This is a genomic window from Maritimibacter sp. DP1N21-5 (assembly GCF_019218295.1).
Lineage (GTDB): Bacteria > Pseudomonadota > Alphaproteobacteria > Rhodobacterales > Rhodobacteraceae > Maritimibacter.
This window is the reverse complement of record NZ_JAHUZF010000006.1, coordinates 474,894-499,946: the sequence shown is the minus strand read 5'-3', so window position 1 is coordinate 499,946 and position 25,053 is coordinate 474,894. Positions and strand designations below refer to the sequence as shown.

At 64.7% G+C, this 25,053-nt stretch carries 26 protein-coding genes; 13 read left to right on the top strand and 13 right to left on the bottom strand.

Annotated features, from left to right (window positions below):
* Nucleotides 1-196: 196 nt before the first annotated feature.
* Nucleotides 197-715 (bottom strand): GNAT family N-acetyltransferase, encoded by a 519-nt coding sequence (locus KJP29_RS10065; RefSeq protein WP_218464913.1) that lies wholly within the window; start codon nucleotides 713-715, stop codon nucleotides 197-199.
* 195 nt (nucleotides 716-910) lie between these two features.
* Between KJP29_RS10065 and KJP29_RS10060 the strand changes: the two genes are divergently transcribed.
* Nucleotides 911-1,516 (top strand): flavin reductase family protein, encoded by a 606-nt coding sequence (locus KJP29_RS10060; RefSeq protein WP_218463431.1) that lies wholly within the window; start codon nucleotides 911-913, stop codon nucleotides 1,514-1,516.
* A 90-nt stretch (nucleotides 1,517-1,606) separates the two neighbouring features.
* Nucleotides 1,607-1,984: a DUF4260 family protein gene (locus tag KJP29_RS10055; RefSeq protein WP_218463430.1), complete on the top strand. Its 378-nt coding sequence runs from the start codon at nucleotides 1,607-1,609 to the stop codon at nucleotides 1,982-1,984.
* Here the strand turns inward: KJP29_RS10055 and KJP29_RS10050 are convergent.
* Nucleotides 1,981-3,609: a SulP family inorganic anion transporter gene (locus tag KJP29_RS10050; protein ID WP_218463429.1), complete on the bottom strand. Its 1,629-nt coding sequence runs from the start codon at nucleotides 3,607-3,609 to the stop codon at nucleotides 1,981-1,983. The genes KJP29_RS10055 and KJP29_RS10050 overlap by 4 nt on opposite strands.
* Nucleotides 3,610-3,745: 136 nt before the next feature.
* On the opposite strand from KJP29_RS10050, the gene KJP29_RS10045 reads away from it, so the two are divergent.
* Nucleotides 3,746-4,624 (top strand): S-methyl-5'-thioadenosine phosphorylase, encoded by an 879-nt coding sequence (locus KJP29_RS10045; RefSeq protein WP_255553541.1) that lies wholly within the window; start codon nucleotides 3,746-3,748, stop codon nucleotides 4,622-4,624.
* 68 nt (nucleotides 4,625-4,692) lie between these two features.
* The gene (locus tag KJP29_RS10040) at nucleotides 4,693-5,232 is read left to right on the top strand and encodes an adenine phosphoribosyltransferase (RefSeq protein WP_218463428.1); all 540 of its coding nucleotides are present in this window, start codon (nucleotides 4,693-4,695) and stop codon (nucleotides 5,230-5,232) included.
* A gap of 178 nt (nucleotides 5,233-5,410) precedes the next feature.
* On the opposite strand, the gene KJP29_RS10035 is transcribed toward KJP29_RS10040, so the two are convergent.
* The 7 genes from KJP29_RS10035 to KJP29_RS10005 form a co-directional block, all read right to left on the bottom strand.
* Nucleotides 5,411-6,826, bottom strand: coding sequence for an FAD-binding oxidoreductase (locus KJP29_RS10035; RefSeq protein ID WP_218463427.1), 1,416 nt, complete (start codon nucleotides 6,824-6,826; stop codon nucleotides 5,411-5,413).
* 36 nt (nucleotides 6,827-6,862) lie between these two features.
* A complete protein-coding gene (locus KJP29_RS10030; protein ID WP_218463426.1) occupies nucleotides 6,863-7,675 on the bottom strand; it encodes an MBL fold metallo-hydrolase in 813 nt (270 codons plus the stop codon).
* Between the two features lie 156 nt (nucleotides 7,676-7,831).
* On the bottom strand, nucleotides 7,832-8,608 hold the full coding sequence (locus KJP29_RS10025) for a FadR/GntR family transcriptional regulator (RefSeq protein ID WP_218463425.1): 777 nt from the start codon (nucleotides 8,606-8,608) through the stop codon (nucleotides 7,832-7,834).
* On the bottom strand, nucleotides 8,583-9,536 hold the full coding sequence (locus KJP29_RS10020) for an ABC transporter ATP-binding protein (RefSeq protein ID WP_218463424.1): 954 nt from the start codon (nucleotides 9,534-9,536) through the stop codon (nucleotides 8,583-8,585). Before KJP29_RS10020 ends, KJP29_RS10025 begins: the two co-directional genes overlap by 26 nt.
* Nucleotides 9,533-11,401, bottom strand: coding sequence for a dipeptide/oligopeptide/nickel ABC transporter permease/ATP-binding protein (locus KJP29_RS10015; RefSeq protein WP_218463423.1), 1,869 nt, complete (start codon nucleotides 11,399-11,401; stop codon nucleotides 9,533-9,535). The genes KJP29_RS10020 and KJP29_RS10015 overlap by 4 nt, the downstream gene beginning before the upstream one ends.
* Nucleotides 11,398-12,345, bottom strand: coding sequence for an ABC transporter permease (locus KJP29_RS10010; RefSeq protein WP_218464911.1), 948 nt, complete (start codon nucleotides 12,343-12,345; stop codon nucleotides 11,398-11,400). The genes KJP29_RS10015 and KJP29_RS10010 overlap by 4 nt, the downstream gene beginning before the upstream one ends.
* 166 nt (nucleotides 12,346-12,511) lie before the next feature.
* Entirely contained in the window at nucleotides 12,512-14,098 is a 1,587-nt protein-coding gene (locus tag KJP29_RS10005; RefSeq protein WP_218463422.1) for an ABC transporter substrate-binding protein, read from the bottom strand.
* A gap of 135 nt (nucleotides 14,099-14,233) precedes the next feature.
* Between KJP29_RS10005 and KJP29_RS10000 the strand changes: the two genes are divergently transcribed.
* The 9 genes from KJP29_RS10000 (at nucleotide 14,234) to KJP29_RS09960 (ending at nucleotide 21,877) form a co-directional block, all read left to right on the top strand.
* Complete coding sequence (locus KJP29_RS10000; protein ID WP_218463421.1) at nucleotides 14,234-14,893, top strand: DUF1028 domain-containing protein; 660 nt, start codon at nucleotides 14,234-14,236, stop codon at nucleotides 14,891-14,893.
* Nucleotides 14,886-16,130: a M20 family metallo-hydrolase gene (locus tag KJP29_RS09995; protein ID WP_255553537.1), complete on the top strand. Its 1,245-nt coding sequence runs from the start codon at nucleotides 14,886-14,888 to the stop codon at nucleotides 16,128-16,130. The genes KJP29_RS10000 and KJP29_RS09995 overlap by 8 nt, the downstream gene beginning before the upstream one ends.
* 163 nt (nucleotides 16,131-16,293) lie before the next feature.
* Nucleotides 16,294-17,499, top strand: a complete 1,206-nt coding sequence (gene pcaF / locus KJP29_RS09990) for a 3-oxoadipyl-CoA thiolase (RefSeq protein WP_218463419.1) — start codon at nucleotides 16,294-16,296, stop codon at nucleotides 17,497-17,499.
* Nucleotides 17,500-17,549: 50 nt separating this feature from the next.
* Entirely contained in the window at nucleotides 17,550-18,542 is a 993-nt protein-coding gene (gene paaA, locus KJP29_RS09985) for a 1,2-phenylacetyl-CoA epoxidase subunit PaaA (RefSeq protein ID WP_218463418.1), read from the top strand.
* Between the two features lie 12 nt (nucleotides 18,543-18,554).
* Nucleotides 18,555-18,839, top strand: coding sequence for a 1,2-phenylacetyl-CoA epoxidase subunit PaaB (paaB, locus tag KJP29_RS09980; protein ID WP_218463417.1), 285 nt, complete (start codon nucleotides 18,555-18,557; stop codon nucleotides 18,837-18,839).
* Nucleotides 18,839-19,594: a 1,2-phenylacetyl-CoA epoxidase subunit PaaC gene (paaC, locus tag KJP29_RS09975; protein WP_218463416.1), complete on the top strand. Its 756-nt coding sequence runs from the start codon at nucleotides 18,839-18,841 to the stop codon at nucleotides 19,592-19,594. The genes paaB and paaC overlap by 1 nt, the downstream gene beginning before the upstream one ends.
* Before the next feature lie 4 nt (nucleotides 19,595-19,598).
* A complete protein-coding gene (gene paaD / locus KJP29_RS09970) occupies nucleotides 19,599-20,057 on the top strand; it encodes a 1,2-phenylacetyl-CoA epoxidase subunit PaaD (RefSeq protein WP_218463415.1) in 459 nt (152 codons plus the stop codon).
* A gap of 10 nt (nucleotides 20,058-20,067) precedes the next feature.
* The gene (gene paaE, locus KJP29_RS09965) at nucleotides 20,068-21,138 is read left to right on the top strand and encodes a 1,2-phenylacetyl-CoA epoxidase subunit PaaE (protein WP_218463414.1); all 1,071 of its coding nucleotides are present in this window, start codon (nucleotides 20,068-20,070) and stop codon (nucleotides 21,136-21,138) included.
* A complete protein-coding gene (locus KJP29_RS09960; protein ID WP_218463413.1) occupies nucleotides 21,128-21,877 on the top strand; it encodes a Phenylacetic acid catabolic protein in 750 nt (249 codons plus the stop codon). Before paaE ends, KJP29_RS09960 begins: the two co-directional genes overlap by 11 nt.
* A 2-nt stretch (nucleotides 21,878-21,879) precedes the next feature.
* Here KJP29_RS09960 and KJP29_RS09955 read toward each other — a convergent pair whose 3' ends face one another.
* The 4 genes from KJP29_RS09955 to paaG are packed head-to-tail and all read right to left on the bottom strand — an operon-like array spanning nucleotide 21,880 to nucleotide 24,996.
* A complete protein-coding gene (locus tag KJP29_RS09955; protein WP_218463412.1) occupies nucleotides 21,880-22,473 on the bottom strand; it encodes a TetR/AcrR family transcriptional regulator in 594 nt (197 codons plus the stop codon).
* A complete protein-coding gene (gene paaK, locus KJP29_RS09950; RefSeq protein ID WP_218463411.1) occupies nucleotides 22,473-23,783 on the bottom strand; it encodes a phenylacetate--CoA ligase PaaK in 1,311 nt (436 codons plus the stop codon). Before paaK ends, KJP29_RS09955 begins: the two co-directional genes overlap by 1 nt.
* A complete protein-coding gene (gene paaI, locus KJP29_RS09945; protein ID WP_218463410.1) occupies nucleotides 23,780-24,214 on the bottom strand; it encodes a hydroxyphenylacetyl-CoA thioesterase PaaI in 435 nt (144 codons plus the stop codon). Before paaI ends, paaK begins: the two co-directional genes overlap by 4 nt.
* Entirely contained in the window at nucleotides 24,211-24,996 is a 786-nt protein-coding gene (gene paaG, locus KJP29_RS09940; RefSeq protein ID WP_218463409.1) for a 2-(1,2-epoxy-1,2-dihydrophenyl)acetyl-CoA isomerase PaaG, read from the bottom strand. Before paaG ends, paaI begins: the two co-directional genes overlap by 4 nt.
* Nucleotides 24,997-25,053: the final 57 nt, after the last annotated feature.

The window sequence follows — 25,053 nt, the reverse complement described above, 5'->3', positions numbered from 1 at the left end:
CTACCCTGCCCATGACACAACGGCAGGAGCGATCAATGCGAACATATGCGGGTCTGGTGGGTTACGTGGTGGCGCTTTCGCTCGGGTCGGCGCTGCTTGTCAGCGCGGATCTTCCCGCCGGGACCATCGTCGCGGTCACCCTCTCTGCCGTGCTGGTGTCGGGTCTGCTGACGCTTGTTCTGTCGCGTGCCGCCGATCAGGACCCGGTCCAGCGGGTCACTTTTCCCGACACGCCGTCCCACGCCCCTTCGACAAGGGGATACCCGAGCACGCGCTCGGGGTTTGTCGGCGGCGGCATGTCCACGCCGACAAGCTTGGAAAAACCGAACCGGCTGTAATATGGGGCATCACCCACAAGCATGACCCGCGGCCAGCCCAGCGCGCCTGCCCGCATGAGGCTTTCGCGGATCAAATAAGCGCCGAGCCCTTCGCCCTGGTGGGTCGGGTGCACCGCCACGGGGCCCAGAAGGAGGGCAACCTTGTGCTCTGTCCCGGTGGGGTCGTCCTCCGGCACGATGCGAATCGGCCAGTAGCGGATCGCGGCCGCGAGGATGCCCTCGGCATCGCGGGCGGTCAGGGACAGACCCTCGACAGGATCGACTCCGTCGCGAAGGCGATAGGACGACAGCGCTTCCCGCCCCGGCGCAAAGCACAGATCGTAAAGCGCTTCCACTTCCCACCAGTCGGCGGGGGTTTCCTCTGCCAGCCTGAACAGTGCCTTGCCTCCTGCGTCGTCCCTTCGCCTAATGGAAACCGCGCGAGGGATAAACCCCCGACAGGGCGCCACTGTTGCCCATTGGCGCTGCGGTCCTGCGCCGAGCCACCGGCAAAAACCGGGGCCGCTCCGAGTGCCGTGCGTTTCCTTCCGTCCCGCCAGAGGATAGCAAGAGGCAACCAGGAAGGATGACCGATGTATTACCGCCCGGAAGACGGCCACGGCCTGCCCCACAACCCGTTCAACGCGATCGTCGCCCCCCGCCCCATCGGCTGGATCTCGACCCGCTCCACGCGCTCGGTCGACAACCTCGCCCCCTATTCCTTCTTCAACGCCGTCGCCTATACGCCGCCCCAGGTCATGTTCGCCTCGACCAGCAGCAAGGCGGACCGCGCCCGCGGCAAGGACAGCCTGGGCAACATCGAACAGACCGGCGTCTTCTGCGTCAATGTCGTCGAGGAAGAAGCGCTCCATGAAATGAACCGCTCCTCGGCCAGTCTGGCCGCGGGCGAGGACGAGTTTCCCCATGCCCGCGTGACCAAGGCAGCCTGCACGGAAATCGCCTGTTCGCGCGTCGCACTCGCCCCGGCGGCGCTCGAATGCCGGTTGAGCCAGCTTGTGGTGCTCGAAGGCGAGAACAACTTCATGGTCATCGGGCGCGTCGTCGGCGTGCATATCCGCGACGATTGCCTCGTCGATGGCAAGTTCGACATCACGCGCTTCGGCATGGTCTCGCGCCTCGGCTATCGCGACTACACCATCATCCGGGACAGTTTCGAACTCGGCCGACCGGACGACTGACTATTCAATTCTGAATAGCGGAGCATCGGCTTTCCGCAATTCTCATGCATCATCGGACAGGTCATTCTTGGCTCAACCCAGGAGACCACCATGACCCACGGCACCCGACAGCCCCTTGACCGCCCACAGATCCTGCACCTGAGGACCGAAGGCCTTGCCCTTCTCAGCCTCGGCCTCGCGCTCTTCATCCGCACGGAGGCAAGCTGGTGGCTCTTCGCCGCGCTGATCCTCGCTCCCGACCTCTCGGGTCTGGGGTATCTGGCCGGAAAGCGCGCAGGCGCCGGCCTCTATAACGCGGCCCATTCCATCGTCGGCCCCGTGGCGCTCGTCCTCTTAGGGTGGTCGACGACCGCCCCGCTCGCCCTCGCGCTCGCCGCGATCTGGGTCGTGCACATCGGGGTGGACCGGGTCGTCGGCTACGGGTTCAAATCCGAGACCGACCACCGATCGACCCATGTGTCGTTCTAGTGCGAGCCCAGGATGCCGGTGCGAACGGAGTAATCCACGGCGATCTGGTAATCCGGGTCGTCATCGCTATCGACCATGAGGTGCCCGGCCCGGTTCAGGAGCCGGTGGCAGTCGCGCGACAGGTGCCGCAGTTGCAGGGTCTTGCCTGCAGCCTCGTATTTCGCCGCGACCGCCTCGATCGCCTGAAGCGCGGACTGGTCGGCCACGCGGCTGTCGGCGAAATCGACGACCACCGACTGCGGATCGCCCGCCACGTCGAAGAGCTCGGTAAAGCCTTCGGCCGATCCAAAGAAGAGCGGACCCTGCACCGCATAGACCTTGGCCCCTTCCGGCGTGGTCCGGGTCGAGGCCCGGATGCGCGTCGCATTGCCCCATGCATAGGCCAGCGCGGAGACGATGACGCCCACGACCACCGCCACGGCGAGGTCCTGCCAGACGGTGACCACGGTCACGAGCAGGATCACGAAGGCGTCGATGCGCGGCACGCGCGTCAGGATGCGCACCGAGTTCCAGGCGAAGGTGCCGATCACGACCATGAACATCACGCCCACCAGCGCGGCCAGCGGGATTTGTTCGATCGCCGGCGAGGCGAAGAGGATGAAGGACAGCAGAAACAGCGCCGAAACGATGCCCGCAATCCGCGTGCGCCCGCCCGACTTCACGTTGATCATCGACTGCCCGATCATGGCACAACCGCCCATGCCGCCGAAGAAGCCGGTGACGACATTCGCCGTGCCCTGCGCGATGCACTCCTGCGAGGCACCACCGCGTTGCCCGGTCATCTCGCCCACGAGGTTCAGCGTAAGCAAGCTTTCGATCAGGCCGATCGCGGCGAGGATCACGGCATAGGGCAGGATGATCTGAAGCGTCTCGAGCGTCAGGGGCACCGCCGGAATATGGAAGGGCGGGAAGGCTCCCTTGATGTCGGCCATGTCGCCCACGCGCGGCACGTCGATGCCGAAACCGATCACCACCGCGGCCACTATGCCGATGCCAGCGAGCGGCGCTGGGATCACGCGGGTGATGCGCGGCATGACCCAGATGACCGCCATGGTCAGCGCCACGAGGCCAAGCATCGTCCAAAGCTGCATGCCCGAAAGCCACTCGCCGCCCGTCGTCCCGTGGCCCGAGACCTCCATGGTTCCGGGCACTTTGAACTGGGTGAGCTGCGCCAGGAAAATCACGATGGCGAGGCCGTTCACGAAGCCCAGCATCACGGGGTGCGGCACGAGGCGGATGAACTTGCCCCAATGCATGAGCCCCACGAAGACCTGGATGATCCCCATGACGACCACGGTCGCGAAGAGGTATTCGACCCCGTGCTGCGCCACGAGCGCCACCATCACAACCGCAAGCGCCCCGGTCGCGCCCGAGATCATGCCGGGTCGTCCGCCGATGAGCGCGGTGATCAGGCCGACGAGAAACGCCGCGTAAAGACCGACGAGCGGGTGCACGCCGGCCACGAAGGCAAAGGCCACCGCTTCCGGCACAAGCGCCAGCGCCACGGTCAGGCCCGAGAGCACCTCGATGCGCAGCCGCGCAGGGGTGAGCTCGGTCGTCGGCGCGAGCCTCAGGTCGGCGCCCTTCACGCGGGTGGCGAAACGGGACAGGAGTGATTTGGCCAAGGGATACCTCGTGGCGGAATTGTTCGCGTTTTCGGTTTCGGCCCTGTTAGCGCCGCTGGGCCGGAATGGCCAGCGCAGCCTCGGGTGAATCGCTTGTTTTCCCCCGCGCCCGCTGCTTCACTCCGACGAAATTCTGATGGAAGGGCGACAAGACATGATGATCGGCGTGATCGGCGGATCGGGGCTTTACGAAATCGACGGCCTCGTGGGGGCCGAGTGGCAGACCGTCGAAACGCCCTGGGGCGCGCCCTCGGACGACATTCTGACCGGGACCCTCGACGGCGTCGCGATGGCCTTTCTGCCCCGGCATGGGCGCGGGCATGTCCATTCCCCCACCACGGTTCCCTATCGGGCGAACATCCATGCGCTCAAGGCGCTCGGCGTGAGCCATGTCGTCAGCGTCTCGGCCTGTGGGTCCTTTCGCGATGAGATGGCGCCGGGCCATTTCGTCATCGTGGACCAGTTCATCGACCGGACCTTCGCCCGGGAGAAAAGCTTCTTCGGCACCGGCTGCGTCGCCCATGTGAGCGTGGCCCACCCAATCTGCGACGGGCTCGCGGACGCCTGCGCCAAAGCGGCGGATGCCGTCGGGGTCACGGTCCATCGCGGCGGGACCTATCTGGTGATGGAAGGCCCGCAGTTCTCGTCTCTCGCGGAGTCGAAGCTCTACCGCGAGGTCTGGGGTTGCGACGTCATCGGCATGACGAACATGCCGGAGGCCAAGCTCGCGCGGGAGGCGGAGCTGCATTATGCCTCGGTCGCGATGATAACCGACTACGACAGTTGGCACCCCGACCACGGCGAGGTCGACGTCGCGGATATCCTCGCGACCCTGCAGGGAAACTCGGCCAACGCCCGCGACCTGATCGCGCGCTTGCCCGGGCTACTCGGGGCCGATCACACCTGCAAGACCGGCTGCGACCACGCCCTAGAGTTCGCCGTGATGACCGCCCCAAGCGCGCGAAACCCCGCACTGGTCGAGAAACTGTCGGTCGTCGCCGGGCGGGTGTTGTGAGTGCGGATGGAATTAGGGCATCCGGTGACACGGAACTGCTAGTGGATCACGCTTGAAGGGGACAGCGGATGAACAGGAAAAAGACGGTCCGGGACTATATCCGCACCATCGTGGATTTTCCACATGAAGGGATCATGTTTCGGGATGTGACGACGCTCTTTGCCGATGCACGCGGGTTTCGGATGTGCATCGACCAGCTCTTGCACCCTTTTGCCGGGGAAGAAATCGACAAGGTCGCGGGGCTTGAGGCGCGGGGCTTCATCATCGGCGGCGCCATCGCGCACCAGTTGTCGCTGGGGTTCACGCCCATCCGCAAGAAGGGCAAGCTGCCCGGGGCGACGCTGTCGCAGGCCTATCAGCTCGAGTATGGCGAGGCGGTGATGGAGATTCACAACGACGCCATCCAACCGGGGGAAAAGGTGCTTCTGGTCGACGACTTGCTGGCGACGGGAGGAACGGCTGCCGCGGGCATAAAGCTGATCGAACGTCTGGGCGGCGAGGTCATCGGCTGCGCCTTCATCGTGGACCTGCCGGAACTCGGCGGGCGCAAGAAGCTCGAGGCTATGGGCATGGACGTGCATGTGCTTTGCGAATTCGAGGGTGCCTGAGCGGATCTAAACGGTTTGGTAAGATTCGCCGCTTAGATATGGTGGGGCCGGTTCAACCGGCTGCTGCTTGTGACGCACGAATGACGTGAACCGCACGGAAGAAGTGCAGACGCCTCGCCCAATCCCCCCGGGCGGGGCGTCAAACGTTTTGGGGCTTGCTTGCGCCCGGGATGGACGGTCACGCCGGAAAGATGACACCCGGGTTCATGATGCCCTGCGGGTCTAGCGCGGACTTGATCGCGCGCATGGCGGTCAACTTGGCCGGGTCGGCGAACCGGGCAAGGTCGCCGGTCTTGAGCCGCCCGATGCCATGTTCCGCCGAAAACGACCCGCCCATCTCGTGGACGAGCGCATAGACCGCATCGGCCACCTCTTGCCGCCGGCCCGCATAGAGCTCGCGGGGCTCGCCTGCCGGCGGGAAGATGTTGTAATGCAGGTTCCCGTCGCCAAGATGCCCGAAGGCATTGATGCGAAACGGTCCGATTTCGCGGACCCGCGCATCGGCCCAGCGCAGGAATTCGGGGATGAGCGACAGGGGCACCGATATGTCATGGGACGAGACCGCCCCGACCCGGCGATTGGCCTGGGGGATGTCTTCGCGCATCGCCCAGAGCGCATGTCGCTGGGCTTCCGAAGTCGCCACCACGCCGTCCGACGCGAGGCCCGCGTCGAAAGCCGCCTCGAACAGGTCGGCGAGCGCCGCCTGCGCTTCGGTCCCGGCCGCAAAGCCCAGATCGACCAGAACCATCCACTCCGGGATCGGGTCGAGCGGGCAGCGCCCCGGGCAGTCGGTTTCGATAAGGAACCTCGGCCCCTGCCCCGAGATGAGTTCGAAGGCGCTGATCCCCTGCCCGATCCGCGCGCCGGCGAGCGCGAGCAGGCCCAGTGCTGCATCGGGGTCCGGCACTGTGAAAAGCGCGGTGCCAGCCTCGACCAGGCGCGGAAACAGGCGCAGCGCGGCCGCGGTGATGATGCCCAGCGTGCCCTCGGCCCCGATCAGAAGCCCGCGCAGGTCGTAGCCGGTGTTGTCCTTCCGGAGCCGTCGGAGCCCGTTCCAGATCGACCCGTCGGGCAGCACCGCCTCGATCCCCAGAACAAGATCGCGGGTATTGCCGTAGCGCAGGACATTCACGCCGCCCGCGTTGGTCGCCAGAAGCCCCCCCATCCGCGCCGAGCCTTCGGAGGCAAGAGAGAGGGGAAACAAGCGGTCAGCCTCCGCCGCGGCCCTTTGCACCTCGGCAAGGATCGCTCCCGCTTCGGCCACCAGCACGTTCTCGGCGGGAAAGACGTCCCGGATCCGCGTCATACGGTCCAGTGTCAGGATGACCGGAGCCGGACCCTCGGGCATGACCTGACCGCCGACGAGCCCGGTTCCCCCGCCATAGGGCACGATGCCCACGCGCGCGCGGTGGCAGGCCCGCACGATCGTGGCGACCTCATCGGTAGAACGCGGCGCAAGGACGAGACCGCTCTGTCCCCGGAAAAGCCCGCGCGGCTCTTCGAGGAAACGCGGCTCCAGCGGGCGGAAGACCGCGTCGGGAAGGTCGTCGCGCAGGTGCGTGGCAAAATCGGTGTCGGCGGGATTCAACGTCATTGCACGGGTTTGGCACCCTCCGGTCACCCCCGCAAGTCACTCAAGCGGCACGGGCTCGAGAACCATGACCGTGGGACGAGTGGGCAGGGTATCCATGGACAGGGTCAGCTCGCCGATTCCCGCTTCGACCACGTCGAAGCTGTCCGACATCTCCGTCAGGAACCGGTCGAGCGTGTAACGCCCGAACCAGTGCATCGGAATGACCAGCCGGGCGCGCAGCCGGTCCATCACCTCGGTCATGCTGTCGGTGTCGAGCGACACGCCCCCGTCGACGGCGGCCATGACCACGTCAAGCCGCCCGATCTCAGCATATTGTCCAAGATCGGGGATATGGTGGAGGTGGCCAAGGTGCCCGATGCAAAGCCCCGCGACCTCGAACACGAAGACAGAATTGCCATCCCGGACGACTTCGGATGAGTCGTAGCCCCGGATGTCGGTGTGGATGTTGCGCACGAGCATTTCGCCCAGATCGAGCGAGTGACCGCGTTCCTCGCCGCCCTCGGCCCAGCCTTCGAGCACATGGGGAATGGCGGGGTCCGGCGACCATGTGAAGTGGCTGATATGCGCGTTGTTCATCGTGACCACGTCCGGCACGATCTCGGCCCCGCCGATGTCGCCGGTGAAGTCCGTCACGGCGGACAGGCCCCCGGTCGTCTGGATGAGGAAGCTCGCATGACCGATATAGCTGATGCGCACGGTCTCGGCCGGGAGGGGATCCGTGTAGCTCGCGAGTTGAACGAAGGGCGACCCCATGGCGTCAGCGAGGGCTAGACAATGGGACGGCGTCCGCTCCTGCGCGACAGCGGGAGAGGCGAGAAGTGAGCAGAGGGCGAGAGAGGACCGGATCATGGTGAGACCGTGCCACGCGTTTCGCTTGCGCGGGGTCAAAGGCTCGTGAACGACCGGTTCAGGGATTCCGGGATTCTGGAATTCCAGAATCCCGGAATCTTGAAATTATCAAACACTGCAAATACTTGCGAGACTCGGACCTTAGAAAGGTTAACGTCAGTCTTTGATGAACCGCCGCAGCGAGAACGCCTCCTGCCCTTCCATGAGCGGCTGTGCCGTCTGCATATGCGCTTTCATGATCGCCCGCGCCGCGCTGCCGTCTCCAGCCTCCAGCGCTTCGATGAGGCGAAGATGATAGTCCAGACCCCGCTTCCAGAGGTCCCGGTTGATCGGCGTATAGAGCCGACGATAGACAGTGATGTCGGTCAGGATGGTCAGCATGAAGCCGATCAGGAAAGACAGAAGCGGGTTCGACGACTGGTCCGCGAGCACCTTGTGAAACCCCAGCGTCGCGATGTGCTGGTCCCGCTCTTCGTCGTCCGTCATGGCGGGCTCCGCGTAGGTCGCCACGATCTCGCGCAGACGCGCAATCACCCGGGGCGGCAGCGTACCGGCGAGCGAGGCGACCAGTTCCGGCTCCAGCACACGGCGCAGCTGGTAGATGTCGGAAATGGTCAGATCCTTGAAATAGAAGTAATTTGCGAGCAAAGCCGTCGCGCGCTCGGGCGAGACTTCGTGGACGAAGGTGCCGCCCCCCGGCCCGGTCCGCGATTTGACCAACCCCTGTGCGTCCAGCAGCCGCAGCGCCTCGCGGATCGTGCCCTTGGCCATGCCGAACCGCTCGATCAACTCCGGCTCGGACGGCAGTCGGTCCCCCGGCTGCAGCTTCTCGCGCACGATATAGTGCTTGATTGCTTCGGCCACCTGCGCGGGTCGCGACAGTTTCGGGTCCAACACGGGTCTGCCGTCAGAGCGGGTGGAAGCAGGCGGCATATTGGTCCTCTCCGACTTGTTCGAGCGCGGGGTCACGCTCTCGGCATACATCCGTTGCCCGGGGGCAGCGCGTCGCAAAGGCACAGCCCGGCGGCGGGTTCAGGGGATCGGGCAACTCGCTCGATTTCTGCTCCGGTGCCGTCAACGGCCGGCCCACCACCGGGGCGCTGTCGGCCAGAAGCTTCGTATAGGGATGTCGCGGATTGGCAAAGACCTCTTGCGCGCGCCCGATCTCGACCACGGCGCCGAAGTAGAGCACCACGATGCGGTCGGACACCGCCTCGACCACCGCCAGGTCATGGGAAATGAACAGATAGGTCAGGCCGAACTCGGACTTGAGATCGCGCATCAGGTTCAGGACCTGCGCCTGCACCGATACGTCGAGCGCCGAAACAGGCTCGTCCAGAATGATGATCCGGGGCGACGCCGCCAATGCCCGGGCGATCCCGATCCGCTGGGCCTGCCCGCCCGAAAACTCGTGCGGATAACGTTCGAGGAACTCGGTGCGCAGGTTCACGGAATCGAAGATCTCGTCGATCCGCCGGTCGCGCTCGGCCCGCCCCATGCCGTAGAGGCGTTTGAGCGGTGCCTCCATGATCTGCTTGATGGTCTTGCGCGGGTTGAGCGAGGACACCGGGTCCTGGAAGATATACTGGATGAGCCGCCCGAAGGCCGCCGGGTCCGCATTGTCGAGCGCCTTGCCCTCGATCTCGATATGGCCCTCGCTCGGATCCAGAAGACCCACGAGCATGCGCGCAAGTGTCGACTTGCCACAACCGGACTCGCCGACAATCCCCAGCGTTTCCCCCGTCGCCACCGAGAAACTCATCGGACGCACGGCACGCACGCCCGCCTTCTGCCGCCCGAAGAGCCCGCCCGAAATCGGAAAGGTCTTGGCGAGGTCGGTCACTTTCAAGGCGATACTCATGCGATCTCCTCTTCGGGATGAATGCAGCGAACCGCCCGGGTGGCGTTGCCTTCCAGCTCGATCTCGCCCTCGCGACAGCCCTCGGTCGCCTTGTCGCAGCGCGGCGCGAAGGCGCAGCCCGGCGGCAGGTCGGACACGATGGGCGGCAGGCCCGGAATGGCCGCAAGCGCGCGTTTGCCGCCGCCCAGCTCCGGGACACAGGCCATGAGACGCTTGGTGTAAGGATGTGCAGGATGGTCGAGGATATCCGCGGTCGTCCCCTGCTCCACGATCCGGCCGCCATACATCACCGCCACCCGGTCGCACAGCTGCGCCACGACACCGAAGTCATGAGTGATGAAGACGATGGCCAGCCCGCGTTCGCGCCTGAGGTCATCGAGGAGCGAAAGGATCTGCGCCTGCACGGTCACGTCGAGCGCGGTGGTCGGCTCGTCCGCGATGATCACGTCGGGATCGTTGGCGAGCGCCATGGCGATCCCCACACGCTGGCGCATGCCCCCCGACATCTCGTGCGGATAGTTGCGGATCCGGCTCTCGGGGTTCGGAATGCGCACCGAGCGGAGCAATTCCACCGCGCGCGCCTTGGCGGCGCTGTCGGACAGCTTGTGGTGGACCCGGATCGCTTCGGCCAGCTGGTCGCCCACGCGGTAAAGCGGATGAAGCGTCGAGAGCGGATCCTGAAAGATATAGGCGACCTTTTCACCGCGCTTCCTGCGCAGGCTCTCGAAGGGCGCGGAGAGCAGGTCTTCACCCTCGTAACGCACCGCCCCACCCGTCACCACACCGGGCGGCGAGGCGACGAGCCCCATGACCGACAGGGCCGTCACCGACTTACCCGATCCGCTTTCTCCGATCACGCCAAGGCATTCTCCGGGGTTCACGTGGAGCGACACGTCGTTCACCGCGCGGTAGACGCGCTTGCCGACATGGAACTGGGTCTCGAGGTTCTGGATATTGAGAAGCCCCATTCCGTCATCCGCGGGGACCGCTCCCCTGCGGTCCAGAATGGTCCGCGCCTGCGGCCGGGCGAGCGCGCCGGACCGGAGCCTGGGATCAAGCGCGTCGCGCACCCCGTCGCCCAGCAGGTTGATCGACATGACAATGAGGAAGATCATGATCCCCGGAATGATCGAGGTATGCGGATCTGTGATCAGCGCCGAGCGCGCTTCGCCCAGCATCGAACCCAGATCGGCCTGCGGCGGCTGGGATCCCAGCCCCAGGAACGACAGACCCGCGGTCTCGAGGATCATCCAGCCCACGGTGGTCGACATGGCGATGACGATGGTCGAGAGCACATTGGGCAGAAGTTCGGTCAGGATGATCCGCGTATGGCCCATGCCCGCGAGCCGCGCGGCGTCGATGAACTCCCGACCGGCGAGGCCCACGGTGATGCCGCGAATGTTCCGCGCAAAGAACGGGATGTTAACGGCGGCCACCGCGATGAGAGCATTGAGAAGTCCGGGCCCGAGTGCGGCGACGATGGCGAGGGCGAGCAGGATGTAGGGAAAGGCCATGAGCATGTCGATGCCGCGCATGATCACGTTGTCGACCCGCCCCCCGAAATAGCCCGCGATGATCCCCACGGCCGAGCCGATGGTCCCCGCGATGAGCGCCGCGAAAAGCCCCACGGCAAGCGACAGCCGCGTGCCATGAAGAAGCCGCGCAAGAAGATCGCGCCCGAGGTGGTCGGTCCCCAGAAGATGCCCCTCGGAAAACGGAGGCAGGAAGCGGTCTGCGGTGTTGGTCACATCGGGGTCCTGGAGCGGCAGCAGCGGGATCAGGAGGACCAGAAGAACGATGAGCCCCAGGACCACGGCCCCCATGGCGGCCAGCCGGTTGCGAAACAGAAGCGACAGGAACTTCATGTCTTGATCCTCGGATCGAGAAGCGACTGGGCCACATCCACGCAGATGTTGAAGAAGACGTAACAGGCCGCGACGAAGACGACGCCGCCCTGAACCAGCAGGATGTCACGCGTCAGGATCGCGTCGACCAGCATCCGGCCTACGCCCGGCCACTGGAACACGATCTCGATAAAGACCGATCCCGACAGCACGAAGCCCGCCTGGATGCCCAGAACCGGGATGATCGACACCATCGCCGCGCGCAGCGCATGACCGTAGAGCACCCGGCCCTCGCCCACGCCCTTGGCGCGCGCGGTGCGGATGTAGTCCTGCCTCAGGACCTCTAGCATGGCCGAGCGCGAAAGACGTGCAATCACGCCCGTGGCGACCACGGCGAGGGCCGAGGCCGGCATGATCAGATGCGAAATCAGGTCCGGCAGGTCGCCCCCGCCATAGATCGCATACATCCCCGAGACCGGCAGCCATCTCAGGTTCACCGCGAAGAGAAGGATCATCATCATGCCAAGGAAAAAGGACGGGATCGAGATCCCGATCAGCACCACGAAGGTGATCGCCTTGTCGGCAAAGCCGTATTGGCGCGCGGCCGACACGACGCCCGCGAGGATGCCGAGGACCGAACAGATGACAAAGGCGGTCCCCGCGAGGATCAGGGTCGCGTTGAACCGCTCGAGAATCTCGTCGAGCACCGGGCGATTGAGGCTGAAGCTGCGGCCGAAATCTCCACCGAGCATATTGCCCAGCCAGATGAAATAGCGCGCAAACAGGGGCTTGTCCAAACCCAGGTCGCGATTGAGCTTCTCCACGTTTTCGGGCGTCGCGTAGCTGCCCAGAATAGCGGTGGCCGGATCGCCGGGGATCATCGCCATGATCAGGAACACGATGATCGTGATGCCGATCAGGACCGGGATCGCCGAGATCAACCGTTTGAGAATATAGGACCCCATGGGCATGCCTTTCCTCATCGGGCGCACCGCCCCGGGTCATGGATCACGCCCCGTCACGCACTGCGCAAAGCCCGCCCCTTCACTGCTTCACAAATAGCTTGGAGGGGGGGTTGGGGGGAGGCCAGCCTCCCCCCAAAGGGTCGCCCCGGCGCGAGCCGGGGCGCCATCAGTTCTTCACGACGTCTTCAAGCATCAAGAGGAACGACGGCTCCAGGTCGAAGTTTTCCACCCGGTCTGTCGTGACCGCGTTCTGCTTCCAGTTCGCCACGAAGACCCAAGGGGCATCGTCCTGAACGATGGCCTGCATTTCCTTGTAAAGCGCCGCGCGTTCTTCCTGATCCGTGGCGACACGGGCCTTGGACAGGAGGTCATCGACGTCCGGGTTGGAGTAATAGCCCGAGTTGAACCCACCCTGATCCGGGAAGGCTTCGGTGCGCAGCGCAAGGAATGGGAGCGTATCAGGGTCATTGGTCATCCACGCCATTTCGGCCATGTCCGCCTTGCCCTCCAGCCCCGGGTTCACCTCACCAAGAAAGGTGTTCCATTCGTAGGTCTCGATCCGCACGTCGAAGCCGACCGCGTTCAGATCCGCCTGGATGGCCGTCCCCATCGGGATCGGGTCGAGCATGCCCGAGCCGCCTTCGGTCACGTAGAAGGTCACTTCCGGGGTCTCGACACCGGCTTCGGCCAGAAGCTCCTTGGCCCGCTCGGGGTCATAGGGATAGGGGTCAAGATCTTCGTTATATGCCCAAGCGAAGGCGGGCGGGATCGGGCCGGAAGCGACCTCGGCCGTGCCTTCCAGCACATCGTTCACCAGCGCTTCCTTGTTGATCGCATAGTTCGCGGCCTGCCGCACCAGCTTGTCGGCAAAGGGGCCTTCCTTGGCGTTCAGGATCAGGAACCAGACGTGCGGCCCGGCCTGTTCCACGACCGAGTAACCGTCGCCCTGGAATTCCGACAAGGCCGTGGGTGGCACTTCGACCATCACGTCGATCCCCCCCGACAGCATTTCTGCAACCCGCGTGTTCGCATCGGTGATCGGACGGAAGACAACCGCTTCGGTGCCGGCAAGGTCGCCGTGATAGTCCGGGTTCCGTTCGACCACGACCGCTTCGTTCGACCGCCACTCGGCGAATTTGAACGGTCCCGTGCCGACGGGGTTGCGGCCATAGTCCGCCCCGCCCGCTTCCACGGCGGCAGGCGAGACAAGCAGCCCGGTGGGATAGGCAAGGTTCGACAGGAACGGCGCATAGGGTTCGTTCAGGGTGAATTTCACCGTCAGGTCATCGACGACCTCGACGTTCTCGACGGCGGAAAAGAAAAAGGCCAGCGGGAAGGGGCCGGTGTCGTGCTGCGGGTGCTCCTCGTCCAGCATCCGGTCGAAGTTGAACTTCACGGCCTCGGCGTTGAACGGCGTGCCGTCATGGAACATCACACCGTCTTTGAGCATGAAGGTATATTCCGTGCCATCGTCCGAAACCTCCCAGCTTTCCGCCAACGATGGCTCGACCTCCAGGGTGCCCGGGGCGTAGCGCACCAGACCTTCATAGATGTTCACGACGATACGGAAATCGTTCTGGGCGGTGACCGCCGCCGGGTCCAGAGATTTCGGCTCGGCGATCTGGCCGACGATCAGAACGCCGGGCGGCGTCTGGGCCTGTGTGGTGACGGGGACGAGGCCGATGCCCGTCGCGAGCGCCGCTGTTGCGACGGCCGCGAAAAGGCCTCGGCGCGTGAGTGTCAGAAAGGTCATCTGAAGCTCCCTGTTTAGGTCTGTTGGGGTCGATTATTAGTCGTTGATTGCGACTCAAATTATCATGATAAATTGCATCGGTCAATTTATCATGATAAATCAGGGGCCAGCACGAACCACCGAAGCGGAGGACCCATGACCTATTCCATTCTCGCGAGAGACCCGGAAACAGGGGCATTCGGCGGCGCGGCGGCGACAGGGTCGCTTTGCGTCGGGGGCTGGGTTCTTCGGGGTCGCGCCGGGGTCGGGATGAGCGCCTCCCAAGGCGCCTCGCCCTCCACTCTCTGGGGCGACGAGGCGCTCGCGGCGCTCGAAACCGGCGAAACCGCGGCGCAGGCAGTGTCCCGGATCACGGGCGCGGACGGCGGTCGCGACTTCCGGCAACTTGCCGTGATCGGGACTCAGGACGCGGCAAGTTTCACCGGAGCCTCCAACACACCGAAAGTGGGGGAAATGGTGTTCGAGACAGGGGTGGCCACCGGCAATCTTCTCGCCTCGGACGACGTCGTTCCGTCGACCGTCGAAGCCTTCCGGTCCAGCGCCGGTCACCTGTCCGAGCGGCTCCTTGCCGCGCTCGTCGCCGGTCGCGGCGCTGGTAGCGACTCGCGGGGGCTCATGTCGGCCGCGCTCTTGGTCGTGTCCCCCCATCACGCCCCTCTAAGCCTGCGCATCGACTATGCGCCGGATCCGGTCGGCGCGCTCCTCGACCTTCATGATCGCGCGACCTCGGGCGACTATGCCTTCTGGGCGCGGCAGGTGCCGACGCTTGCGGAACCGGAGCGCGCACTTGACTGACCCGGCGCCTCCAGCCGCCTCTGACTGGGGCCGGCTCGCCGAGGAACGGCTCGCGCGGATCGCCCGCTGTTCCGCCCCCGGACAGGGCGTCACCCGCCTGCCCTTCACCTCGGCACATCGCGACGCCTTGGCCGAGATCACGGACTGGATGACCTCCGCCGGGATGGAGGTGTCGCTCGATGCCGCCGGGACGCTCATCGGACGACGCGGACCAGCCGATGCCCCGACGTTCTACATGGGGTCGCACCAGGATTCGGTGCGCGAGGGTGGCGCGTTCGACGGTATCATGGGGGTCGCGCTCGCCTGTCTGGCAGTGGAGAAGCTGACCTCCGAGGGCATCGTCCTGCCCTTCGCAATCGAGGTCGCCGCCTTTGCCGACGAAGAAGGCGTGCGGTTTCCGACCGCGCTCATCGGGCCTCGAGCCCTGGCAGGCACCTTCGACCCTTCCGTGCTCGATCTGAAGGACCGGGAGGGCATTTCCCTGCGCGAAGCGCTGACCGAGTTTGGCTGCGACCCGGACGCCATCCCCTCCCTCGCCCGCGACCCGGCGCGCGCAATGGGATATCTGGAACTCCATATCGAACAGGGACCGATCCTCGAAGCCGAGCGCCTGCCTTTGGGGATCGTGACGGCGATCTGCGGGATCGAGCGTCATACGGTGACCTTCACGGGACGGACCGGGCACGCGGGGACCCTGCCCATGGAGGGACGGCAGGATGCGCTCGTCGGTGCGGCGGACTTCATCTCCTTCGTCCATGACTTCGGAAGGCGCAGCGAGGATCTTCGGGTCACGGTCGGCCAGATCGACATTGCGCCCGGTGTGGTGAACGCCGTGCCGCGCGAGGCGCGACTAACACTTGAAATCCGCGCGCCCGACGATGGCCTGCGCGCCGCCGCCGGCCAGCGCCTGGCGGACAGGGCGGGCGAGATCGCCGACCTGCGCGGCCTCGCCCTCGACATGCGCCGCACCTATGTTCAGCCCGCACAGCCCTGCGACCCGGCGCTTCGTGCCGCCCTCGTCGCAGCCGACATCGATCACAGCGGCGCGGGGCGCGAGCTTCCCTCGGGTGCCACCCATGATGCCAGCGCCATGGCCGACCTCTGCCCTATCGCGATGCTCTTTCTAAGGTGCCGGGACGGGGTCAGCCACGTGCCCGAGGAACATGCGAGCGCCACCGACATGGGCCGCGCCATCTCCGTCGCGGCCGCTGTCCTCGCGGCACAGACCCCGAACTGAAAGCGTCCGTCGCAGAAGAGGGTCTTCAACACTCGGTCAAATACGTTACAGATTTTCGCTGACATAGAATAATCCGTAACATTTCCCTTGCGTCGAATCGCCACATTTCATATCTCGACCGTGCGGTCGGGAAAAACGACCCGCAGGCGATGAGGGAGGATACATGACCGACGCTTTCATCTGCGATGCGCAACGCACGCCCATCGGCCGGTATGGCGGTGCGCTGTCGTCCGTGCGGACCGACGATCTTGCCGCGGTGCCGATCGCCGCGCTCATGGCCCGCAATCCCGGCGTGGATTGGGCCAAGGTCGATGACGTGATCTTCGGTGATGCGAACCAGGCAGGTGAAGACAACCGCAACGTGGCGCGCATGGCCGCACTCCTGGCCGGACTTCCGGTCGACGTGCCCGGCACCACGGTGAACCGCCTCTGCGCCTCGGGAATGGATGCCGTCGGCATGGCGTCACGCGGACTGAAGGCCGGCGACTACGACCTCGCCATCGCGGGCGGCGTCGAAAGCATGTCGCGTGCGCCCTTCGTGATGCCGAAAGCCACCAGCGCCTTCTCCCGGTCTAACGCGGTCTATGACACCACGATTGGCTGGCGCTTCGTGAACAAGAAGATGGACGCGCAATTCGGCACCCATTCGATGCCACAGACCGCCGACAACGTGGCTACCGATTACAACATCAACCGCGAAGATCAGGATGCCTTCGCGGTCCGTTCGCAGGCCGCTTGGGCCAAGGCGCAGGAAGCAGGCCTCTTCGCGGACGAAATCGCCCCGGTGACGATCCCGAACCGCAAGGGCGATCCGACGGTGGTCGACACCGACGAACACCCGCGCCCCGGCACAGGGATGGATCAACTCGCGAAGCTCAAGGGCGTGAATGGGGCCGACCTGACCGTTACCGCCGGAAACGCCTCCGGCGTGAACGACGGCGCGGCGGCGATCCTCATGGCGTCGGAAGCTGGCGTAAAGGCGCACGGCCTCTCCCCCATGGCCCGTGTCGTTGCGATGCAGGCGGCGGGCGTCGAACCCCGCGTCATGGGCATCGGGCCGGTTCCGGCCACGCGCAAGGTGCTCGCGCGCACGGGGCTCACCATCGACCAGATGGATGTGATAGAATTGAACGAAGCCTTCGCGGCCCAGGGGCTTGCCACCCTGCGCGAGCTTGGCATCGCAGATGACGATCCCCGGGTGAACCCGTTGGGCGGCGCCATCGCACTTGGGCACCCCCTTGGGATGTCCGGGGCGCGGCTCGTGATGACGGCGGCCTATCAGCTCAAACGCAGCGGCGGGCGCTATGCGCTTTGCACGATGTGCGTGGGCGTGGGCCAGGGGACGGCGATGATTATCGAGCGCGTCTGACGCGCCGGATCGAAACGCGGGCGAACGCCCGACTTAGGAGGACCGACGACATGTATGCACAGATGGTCAAATCCACCGGACAGGGCGTGAAATCCCGCGAGGAGATGAGCCCCGAAGAACGCGACTTTCAGGACAAGGTCGATGCCGATATCCGCATCGAGCCGCGCGACTGGATGCCCGAGGGCTACAAGAAAACGCTGATCCGCCAGATCGGCCAGCATGCGCATTCCGAGATCGTCGGTCAGCTGCCCGAGGGCAACTGGATCACCCGCGCGCCGACGCTCGAGCGCAAGATGATCCTTCTGGCAAAGGTGCAGGACGAAGCGGGTCATGGCCTTTACCTCTACTGCGCCGCCGAAACGCTAGGCGTGACCCGCGACGAGATGACCGAGATGCTCTTGTCGGGCAAGATGAAGTATTCCTCGATCTTCAACTACCCGACGCTCACCTGGGCCGACATCGGCGCGGTCGGCTGGCTGGTCGATGGAGCCGCGATCATGAATCAGGTGCCGCTCCAACGGACGTCCTACGGCCCCTATGCGCGCGCCATGGTGCGGATCTGCAAGGAGGAATCCTTCCACCAGCGGCAGGGCTACGACATCATGATGCGCATGGCCCAAGGGTCCGAGGCACAAAAGCGTATGGCGCAGGATGCGCTCAATCGCTTCTGGTATCCCTCGCTCATGATGTTCGGCCCGTCGGATGCCAACTCCGTGCACTCGGAACAGTCGATGGCGTGGAAGATCAAGATCAACACCAATGACGAGCTGCGCCAGAAATTCGTGGATCAGACGGTGCCGCAGGCCGAATACCTTGGCCTAACCGTGCCCGACGAGAACCTCAAGTGGAACGAGGAAAAGGGCGGCTACGACTTTTCCGAACCCGATTGGGACGAGTTCTTCGACGTGCTCAAGGGTGCGGGTCCGGTGAACTCCGACCGTCTGACCGCGCGCCAGAAGGCCTGGGACGACGGCGCCTGGGTGCGCGAGGGGCTGCTGGCCCATGCCGACAAGAAAGCTGCCCGCAAGGTCGCGGCGGAATAGGGAGCGAGACAGATGAAAAAAGAATGGCCCCTGTGGGAAATCTTCATTCGCGGGCAGCACGGGCTGTCGCACCGGCATGTCGGTTCGCTTCATGCGCCAGATGCCGAGACCGCGATCCTGAACGCGCGGGACGTCTATACCCGCCGCAACGAAGGCGTGTCGATCTGGGTGGTCAAGGCTGCGGACATCACCGCCACTGCGCCGGGCGACAAGGGCCCGATCTTCGAGCCCAGCGAAACCAAGGTCTACCGCCACCCGACCTTCTACGACATTCCCGACGAAATAGGGCACATGTGATGGACCCGAAATTCGAAGCTCTGCTGCGTCTGGGCGACAACGCCCTGATCCTTGGCCACCGCGTGTCGGAATGGTGCGGGCACGCGCCTGTCTTGGAAGAGGACATCGCGCTCGCCAACACCGCGCTCGATCTCCTGGGCCAGACAAACCTCTGGCTGGAATACGCGGGCGAAGTCGAGGGCAAGGGCCGTTCGGCCGATGACCTCGCCTTCCTGCGCGACGCCTGGGATTTCCGCAACGTACTGCTGGTCGAGCTGCCCAACGGCGACTTCGGCCAGACGATCCTGCGCCAGTTCCTGTTCGATGCTTTTAACCTGATCAACCTGCGGGCCCTCACGGGGTCGAGCGATCCACGCATCGCCGAGATTGCCGAGAAGGCCGCGAAAGAAGCCGCCTATCACGTCGACCGCTCGTCTGGCACGGTGATCGGCCTTGGCGACGGGACCGAGGAAAGCCACCGCAGGATGCAGGAGGCGCTCAACATCCTCTATCCCTATGCGCAGGAACTGTTCATCGCGGACGAAGTGGACGCGGCGGTTGCCGAGGCGGGGGTGATCCCCTCGCCCGACACGCTCAAGGCCGATTACGACGCTCTGGTGAACGGCGTGCTTGCCGAAGCGACGCTGTCCCTGCCCGAGGCGCATTTCGGACATCGCGGGTCCGGCAAGACGGGCCGGATGCACACCGAACACCTGGGCCATCTCCTGACCCAGATGCAGTGGCTCCAGCGCGCCTATCCGGGAAACGCGTGGTAAGGCCATGCGCCCCACCACCGACCAGATATGGGACTGGCTCGACAGCGTCCCCGACCCGGAAATCCCGGTGATCACGCTGACTGACCTCGGCATCATCCGGGACGTGGCGTGGGAGGGCGACACCTGTGTCGTGACCGTCACGCCCACCTACTCAGGTTGTCCGGCGACGAGCGTGATCAACCTCGATATCGAGAATGCCCTGCGTGACCACGGATTGGAGCGGATCGAGTTGAAACGACAGCTTTCGCCGCCCTGGACCACCGACTGGATGTCCGAGCGCGGACGAGAGAAGTTGGAAAAGTATGGTATTGCGCCGCCACAACCGGCGGGCGGCCCCGATAAATGTCCGAATTGTGCAAGCCCCAATGTGGAGAAGCTGAGCCAGTTCGGATCGACCCCCTGCAAGGCGCAATGGCGGTGCAAGGACTGCCTCGAGCCTTTCGACTATTTCAAGTGCATCTGAGGAGGCGCTATTGGCACGGTTCCACGAACTCGAAGTCACCGACATCAAGAAGACCATCCGCGATGCGGTTGTGGTGACGCTGAAGCCTTCGGATGCAGAGGCCTTTGCCTTTATCCAGGGCCAATACCTGACCTTCCGTCGGGACTTCGACGGCGAGGAACTGCGCCGGTCCTATTCGATCTGCGCGGGGCTCGATGACGGCATCCTTCAGGTGGGCATCAAGCGCGTCGAAGGCGGGGCCTTCTCGACCTGGGCCAACGAGGACCTCAAGATCGGTGACCGGGTCGAGGCGATGCCGCCCATGGGTCGGTTCCACACGCCGCTCGACGCGAGTGCCGGCAAGAATTACGTCGGCTTCGCCGGTGGCTCGGGCATCACGCCAGTCCTCTCGATCCTGAAGTCCACCCTCGCCCGCGAGCCGCGCTCGACCTTCACGCTGGTCTACGCGAACCGGGGGGTGGCCACGATCATGTTCCGCGAAGAACTGGAGGACCTGAAGAACACCTATATGGGCCGGCTCGCAGTGATCCATGTGCTGGAAACCGACGCGCAGGAGATCGACCTTTTCACAGGTCGGATCGACGAGGAAAAGGTGGGCGCGCTCATGCGCTCGGGCTTCCTTGACGCCGAGGACATCGACACTGCCTTCATCTGCGGGCCCGAGCCCATGATGCTCGGCATCGCCGCCGGGCTAAGGGCCGCGGGACTTGCCGAAGAACAGATCAAATTCGAGCTCTTCGCCTCGTCCCAGCCGGGACGGCTCGCCAAGCGCGTGATCTCCAAAGAGGCCGCGAAGGGCGGCAACCAGGCGCAGATCGTCGTGACGCTCGATGGATCGACCCGCACCGTGGACGCATCGAAAGAGCTGTCCGTGCTCGACGCGGCCCGTGCGGGCGACCTTGATGCGCCCTATTCCTGCAAGGCGGGGGTCTGTTCGACCTGCCGCTGCCGCGTCATCGAAGGAGAAGTCGAGATGGTCACGAACCATGCGCTCGAGGACTATGAAGTCGAAAAGGGCTATGTCCTGTCCTGCCAATCCTTCCCGGTCACGGACCGCGTGGTGGTCGATTATGACCAGTGATTTCGATACCATGACGCTGACCGACTACCTGGCCGCAGGCGGTCGCCTCACCTCTCCCGGCAATGTGCCGCCGCGCTACCGGGCGGAACTCCTGAAGATCATGTCGACCTTCGTGGACTCGAACCTCGCAGGTGCTGCCGGTTTCGCAGAGCAGATCAACGGTGGGCCCGGCATCGCGGCGCGGGAGGCTTCGGCCCGGATCGTGGCCGAAAAGCTCGCCAATGCGCGCGCCGTTCTCGCGCTCATGGGCGATTTCGGCGCCGACACCGCGCGCTACGTGGACCAGCATCCCTGGCACACGCGGCTACCCCGTGACGCCGACATCGGCGCAAGTCGGGTCGAGACCGACATGAGGCTTGCCGTGCTCAACTACCCGATGACCGATTGGGCCGACGCGGTGGTCATGAACCTTCTGATGGGCCACGCGGTCTGCGTCCAACTGGGCGAGATGTCCCGGGTCAGCTACCAGCCGCTCGCCGAGGTCCTGCGCGACGTCGCCAAGGTCGAGGAAACCCACGCCACGCTGGCGGAACTAGGCGTCGCGCGGCTCGCACTGGAGGGCGTCGACGTGCAAGACTCGCTCGACTACTGGATGCCGCGCGTGGCCACCAGCTTTGGCATCGGAAGCCCCGAACGCTTCGAACAGCTTCGCAAGATGGGCCTGCGGCACGACAGCAACGACATGCTCAAGGCGGCGTGGATGGAGCGCATAACCCCGATCCTCGCGAAACTCGGGTAGACCTAGAGCGCGCGCAGGCCGCCGAGCGTCATCTCGGCGACCAGCTCGGCATAGGCGACCCGCTCGGCACGGCCGGCATCGGCGCTCCACATGTAATACCAGTTCAGCATCCCGAAGAGCGCCATGGTCGCCTGGCGGAGCTTTGGCCCATTGGACTTCAGCCCCGGCGCGACATGCGCAAGGATCTCCGCGACGAAGTCGACGATCTGTCTTTGGTAGCCCTTGAGCACCCGCTGTTGATCCGGGGGCAGAAGGTCGACACCCGACATCTGGACCCGGTGCTCGTCATCCGCGCCTTCATAGGCCAGCATGATCTCGACCACGACCCGGCGCAGCGCATCCTCCGGCGTCGCCCCGCCAAGGTCGAGCCCCGTGACCCGGTCGGTCAGATCGGCGAGGTATCCGTCCAGCACGTCGTAAAGGATCGCATCTTTCGACGTGTAGTAGTGGTAGACGTTCGCCTTCGAGATCCCGCATTCCCGCGCGAGCTGCGTCATCGACGCCCGGTCGAACCCGTCGCGCGCAAAGACACGCGCGGCGCCCCGGAGGATCGCCGCACGCTTTTCATCATGGTCCCGCGCGATGCTCCGCGCCATCAGCCCTTCCCCCCGTTATCCACCACGCGCTTGGCCTTGCCCTCGGATCGGGCCACCTGCCCCGGATCATTGACGACGATGTCGGTCGAGACGCCGACAATGTCCTTGATCCGCTTGGACAGCATCCGCGCCGCCGCATTCTTGGAGGCCTCGTCCGCGGCGTTCGGCAAAGCCTCGACCTGCACGCGCATAGCGTCCATACGACCTGCCTTGTAGAGCTCGATCTGGAAATGCGGCGCAATGCCACCGGTGGCCAAGACCTGTTCCTCGATCTGGGTCGGGAAGACGTTCACGCCGCGCAGGATGATCATGTCATCCGAGCGCCCGGTAATCTTCTCCATCCGTCGCATCGACCGGGCCGTGCCGGGCAGCAGCCGGGTCAGGTCGCGGGTCCGATACCGGATCATCGGCAGGCCTTCCTTGGTCAAGGTCGTGAAGACCAGCTCGCCCAGCTCGCCGTCCGGCAACACCTCGCCGGTTTCCGGGTCGATAATCTCGGGCAGGAAGTGATCTTCCCAGATCACCGGGCCATCCTTCGTCTCTACGCATTCGTTGGCCACGCCCGGCCCCATGATCTCGGACAGGCCATAGATGTCGACCGCGTGCATGTCGAAGGCATCCTCGACCTCCTTGCGCATGGCGTCGGTCCAGGGCTCGGCGCCAAAGATGCCAACTTGCAGGGACGATCCGCGCGGATCAAGGCCAAGCTTATGAAATTGCTCAAGGATGTTGAGCATGTAAGAGGGTGTGACCATGATCGCCTTAGGCGCGAAGTCCTGAATGAGCGTCACCTGCCGCTCGGTCATCCCGCCCGACACCGGGACCGCCGTGGCACCGAGCCGCTCGATCCCGTAGTGCGCGCCGAGGCCGCCGGTGAAGAGACCATAGCCATAGGCGTTGTGGACGATATCGCCGGGCCTGACGCCCGACGCCCGCAGGCTTCGCGCGATGAGGTCGGCCCAGTTTGAAATATCGCCTGCCGTATAGCCCACGACCGTCGGCTTTCCGGTCGTGCCCGAACTGGCGTGCACCCGAACGATCTTCTCGCGCGGCACGGCGAAAAGACCGAAGGGATAGTTGTCGCGCAGGTCGCCCTTATAGGTGAAGGGAAACTTCGCGAGGTCGGAGAGTGACTGGAGGTCATCGGGATGGACACCCGCCTCGTCGAAACGCGTCCGATACATCGGCACGTTGTCATAGGCATGGCGCACCGACCACTTCAGCCGGTCCAGTTGCAGTGCCCGGATTTCGTCGAGAGACGCGATTTCGATGGGATCGAGCGTCGCACGGTCGGGGGTCAGGTCCTTCATTCGCTTTCCTCCTCGAACAGGGTTCCGGGGATCGCCCGGGACATGCCGCGCATTTCCGCGATCCGCACACCGTCCTGATTTTCCACGTGAATATCGTAGATGCCGCCACGCCCCTTCAGATAGAGCTCCTCGGCCACGGCGGTCAGCACATCGCCCTCGCGCCCCGGTGCGAGGAAGTTGATCAGGTTGTGTTGAGCGACCGTGTTCTGGTTGCCGGAGTTGCAGGCGAAGGCAAACGCGCTGTCAGCCAGCGCAAAGATCACGCCGCCATGGCAGATCTTGTGCCCATTGCAGTGGTGCGGCTGGACCGTCAACGTCATCACGGCGCGGCCCGCGTCGATCTCGGTCAGTTCCATGCCGAACCATTTCGAGGCGTCGTCGTTGCCCCACATGATGGCACCGGCTTTTTCGGCGATGTCCTTGGGTGTCATACGGGTTTTCTCCCTGTGAAGGCCGGCTTTCGCTTGTCGAGGAAAGCGCCCACGCCCTCGGCGTAATCGGGCGAGCGGCCACACTGGAACATGAGCTCCGCCTCGAGGTCGAGTTGCGCGTCCATCGTGTTGGTCTCGGCCGCCTGAATGGCCCGCTTCGTCTGCGCATAACCAAAGGTCGGACCTGCCGCGAATATCGCCGCCTGCGCTCGTGCGACCTCCATAAGCTCTTCATCCGGTACGCATTTCCAGATGAGGCCCCAGTCGGCCGCCTGCTGTGCACTCAGAGGCTCGCCGGTCAGCGCCAGCCCCCGTGCCCGTGCAGGCCCTAGAAGATTGGTGAGCGAAAACGACCCGCCGGTGTCGGGGACGAGCCCGACATTCGCGAAGCTCTGGATGAACTTTGCGCTCGCGCCCGCGAAGACCATATCGCAGGCGAGCGCGACCGAGGAGCCCGCCCCGGCCGCCACGCCGTTCACCGCGCAGATCACCGGCATCTCGAGTGCCCGGATCTGGCGCACCAAGGGCGCCCAGAGCGTCCGCACCGTATGGCCGAGATCAATGTCATCCATCTTGCGCGGATCGCGGTCGCCAAGGTCCTGCCCCGCGCAGAAGCCCCGCCCCGCCCCCGTGAGTAGCACGCAGCGTTTCGTCGCCGCGCCCTCAAGCGCCGCGCGGAGCGCGAGGTGCATCTCTTCGGTGAATGAGTTCAGCCGATCCGGGCGATTGAGGGTCACTTCCACCCAGTCACCGTGATCCGCCACGAGAATCGTGTCGCTCATCTGGTCCTCCCTGTTCGGGTTACTGTTGCTTAAACCGACCGGACGGTCAATAATGTT

Bases quoted from the DNA above. Each gene is read 5' to 3' on its own strand.
- KJP29_RS10060 (WP_218463431.1), top strand. From the start codon at position 911: ATGTATTACCGCCCGGAAGACGGCCACGGCCTGCCCCACAACCCGTTC.
- KJP29_RS10055 (WP_218463430.1), top strand. From the start codon at position 1,607: ATGACCCACGGCACCCGACAGCCCCTTGACCGCCCACAGATCCTGCAC.
- KJP29_RS10045 (WP_255553541.1), top strand. From the start codon at position 3,746: ATGGAAGGGCGACAAGACATGATGATCGGCGTGATCGGCGGATCGGGG.
- KJP29_RS10040 (WP_218463428.1), top strand. From the start codon at position 4,693: ATGAACAGGAAAAAGACGGTCCGGGACTATATCCGCACCATCGTGGAT.
- KJP29_RS10035 (WP_218463427.1), bottom strand. From the start codon at position 6,826: ATGACGTTGAATCCCGCCGACACCGATTTTGCCACGCACCTGCGCGAC.
- KJP29_RS10030 (WP_218463426.1), bottom strand. From the start codon at position 7,675: ATGATCCGGTCCTCTCTCGCCCTCTGCTCACTTCTCGCCTCTCCCGCT.
- KJP29_RS10025 (WP_218463425.1), bottom strand. From the start codon at position 8,608: ATGCCGCCTGCTTCCACCCGCTCTGACGGCAGACCCGTGTTGGACCCG.
- KJP29_RS10020 (WP_218463424.1), bottom strand. From the start codon at position 9,536: ATGAGTATCGCCTTGAAAGTGACCGACCTCGCCAAGACCTTTCCGATT.
- KJP29_RS10015 (WP_218463423.1), bottom strand. From the start codon at position 11,401: ATGAAGTTCCTGTCGCTTCTGTTTCGCAACCGGCTGGCCGCCATGGGG.
- KJP29_RS10010 (WP_218464911.1), bottom strand. From the start codon at position 12,345: ATGGGGTCCTATATTCTCAAACGGTTGATCTCGGCGATCCCGGTCCTG.
- KJP29_RS10005 (WP_218463422.1), bottom strand. From the start codon at position 14,098: ATGACCTTTCTGACACTCACGCGCCGAGGCCTTTTCGCGGCCGTCGCA.
- KJP29_RS10000 (WP_218463421.1), top strand. From the start codon at position 14,234: ATGACCTATTCCATTCTCGCGAGAGACCCGGAAACAGGGGCATTCGGC.
- pcaF (WP_218463419.1), top strand. From the start codon at position 16,294: ATGACCGACGCTTTCATCTGCGATGCGCAACGCACGCCCATCGGCCGG.
- paaA (WP_218463418.1), top strand. From the start codon at position 17,550: ATGTATGCACAGATGGTCAAATCCACCGGACAGGGCGTGAAATCCCGC.
- paaB (WP_218463417.1), top strand. From the start codon at position 18,555: ATGAAAAAAGAATGGCCCCTGTGGGAAATCTTCATTCGCGGGCAGCAC.
- paaC (WP_218463416.1), top strand. From the start codon at position 18,839: ATGGACCCGAAATTCGAAGCTCTGCTGCGTCTGGGCGACAACGCCCTG.
- paaD (WP_218463415.1), top strand. From the start codon at position 19,599: ATGCGCCCCACCACCGACCAGATATGGGACTGGCTCGACAGCGTCCCC.
- KJP29_RS09960 (WP_218463413.1), top strand. From the start codon at position 21,128: ATGACCAGTGATTTCGATACCATGACGCTGACCGACTACCTGGCCGCA.
- KJP29_RS09955 (WP_218463412.1), bottom strand. From the start codon at position 22,473: ATGGCGCGGAGCATCGCGCGGGACCATGATGAAAAGCGTGCGGCGATC.
- paaK (WP_218463411.1), bottom strand. From the start codon at position 23,783: ATGAAGGACCTGACCCCCGACCGTGCGACGCTCGATCCCATCGAAATC.
- paaI (WP_218463410.1), bottom strand. From the start codon at position 24,214: ATGACACCCAAGGACATCGCCGAAAAAGCCGGTGCCATCATGTGGGGC.
- paaG (WP_218463409.1), bottom strand. From the start codon at position 24,996: ATGAGCGACACGATTCTCGTGGCGGATCACGGTGACTGGGTGGAAGTG.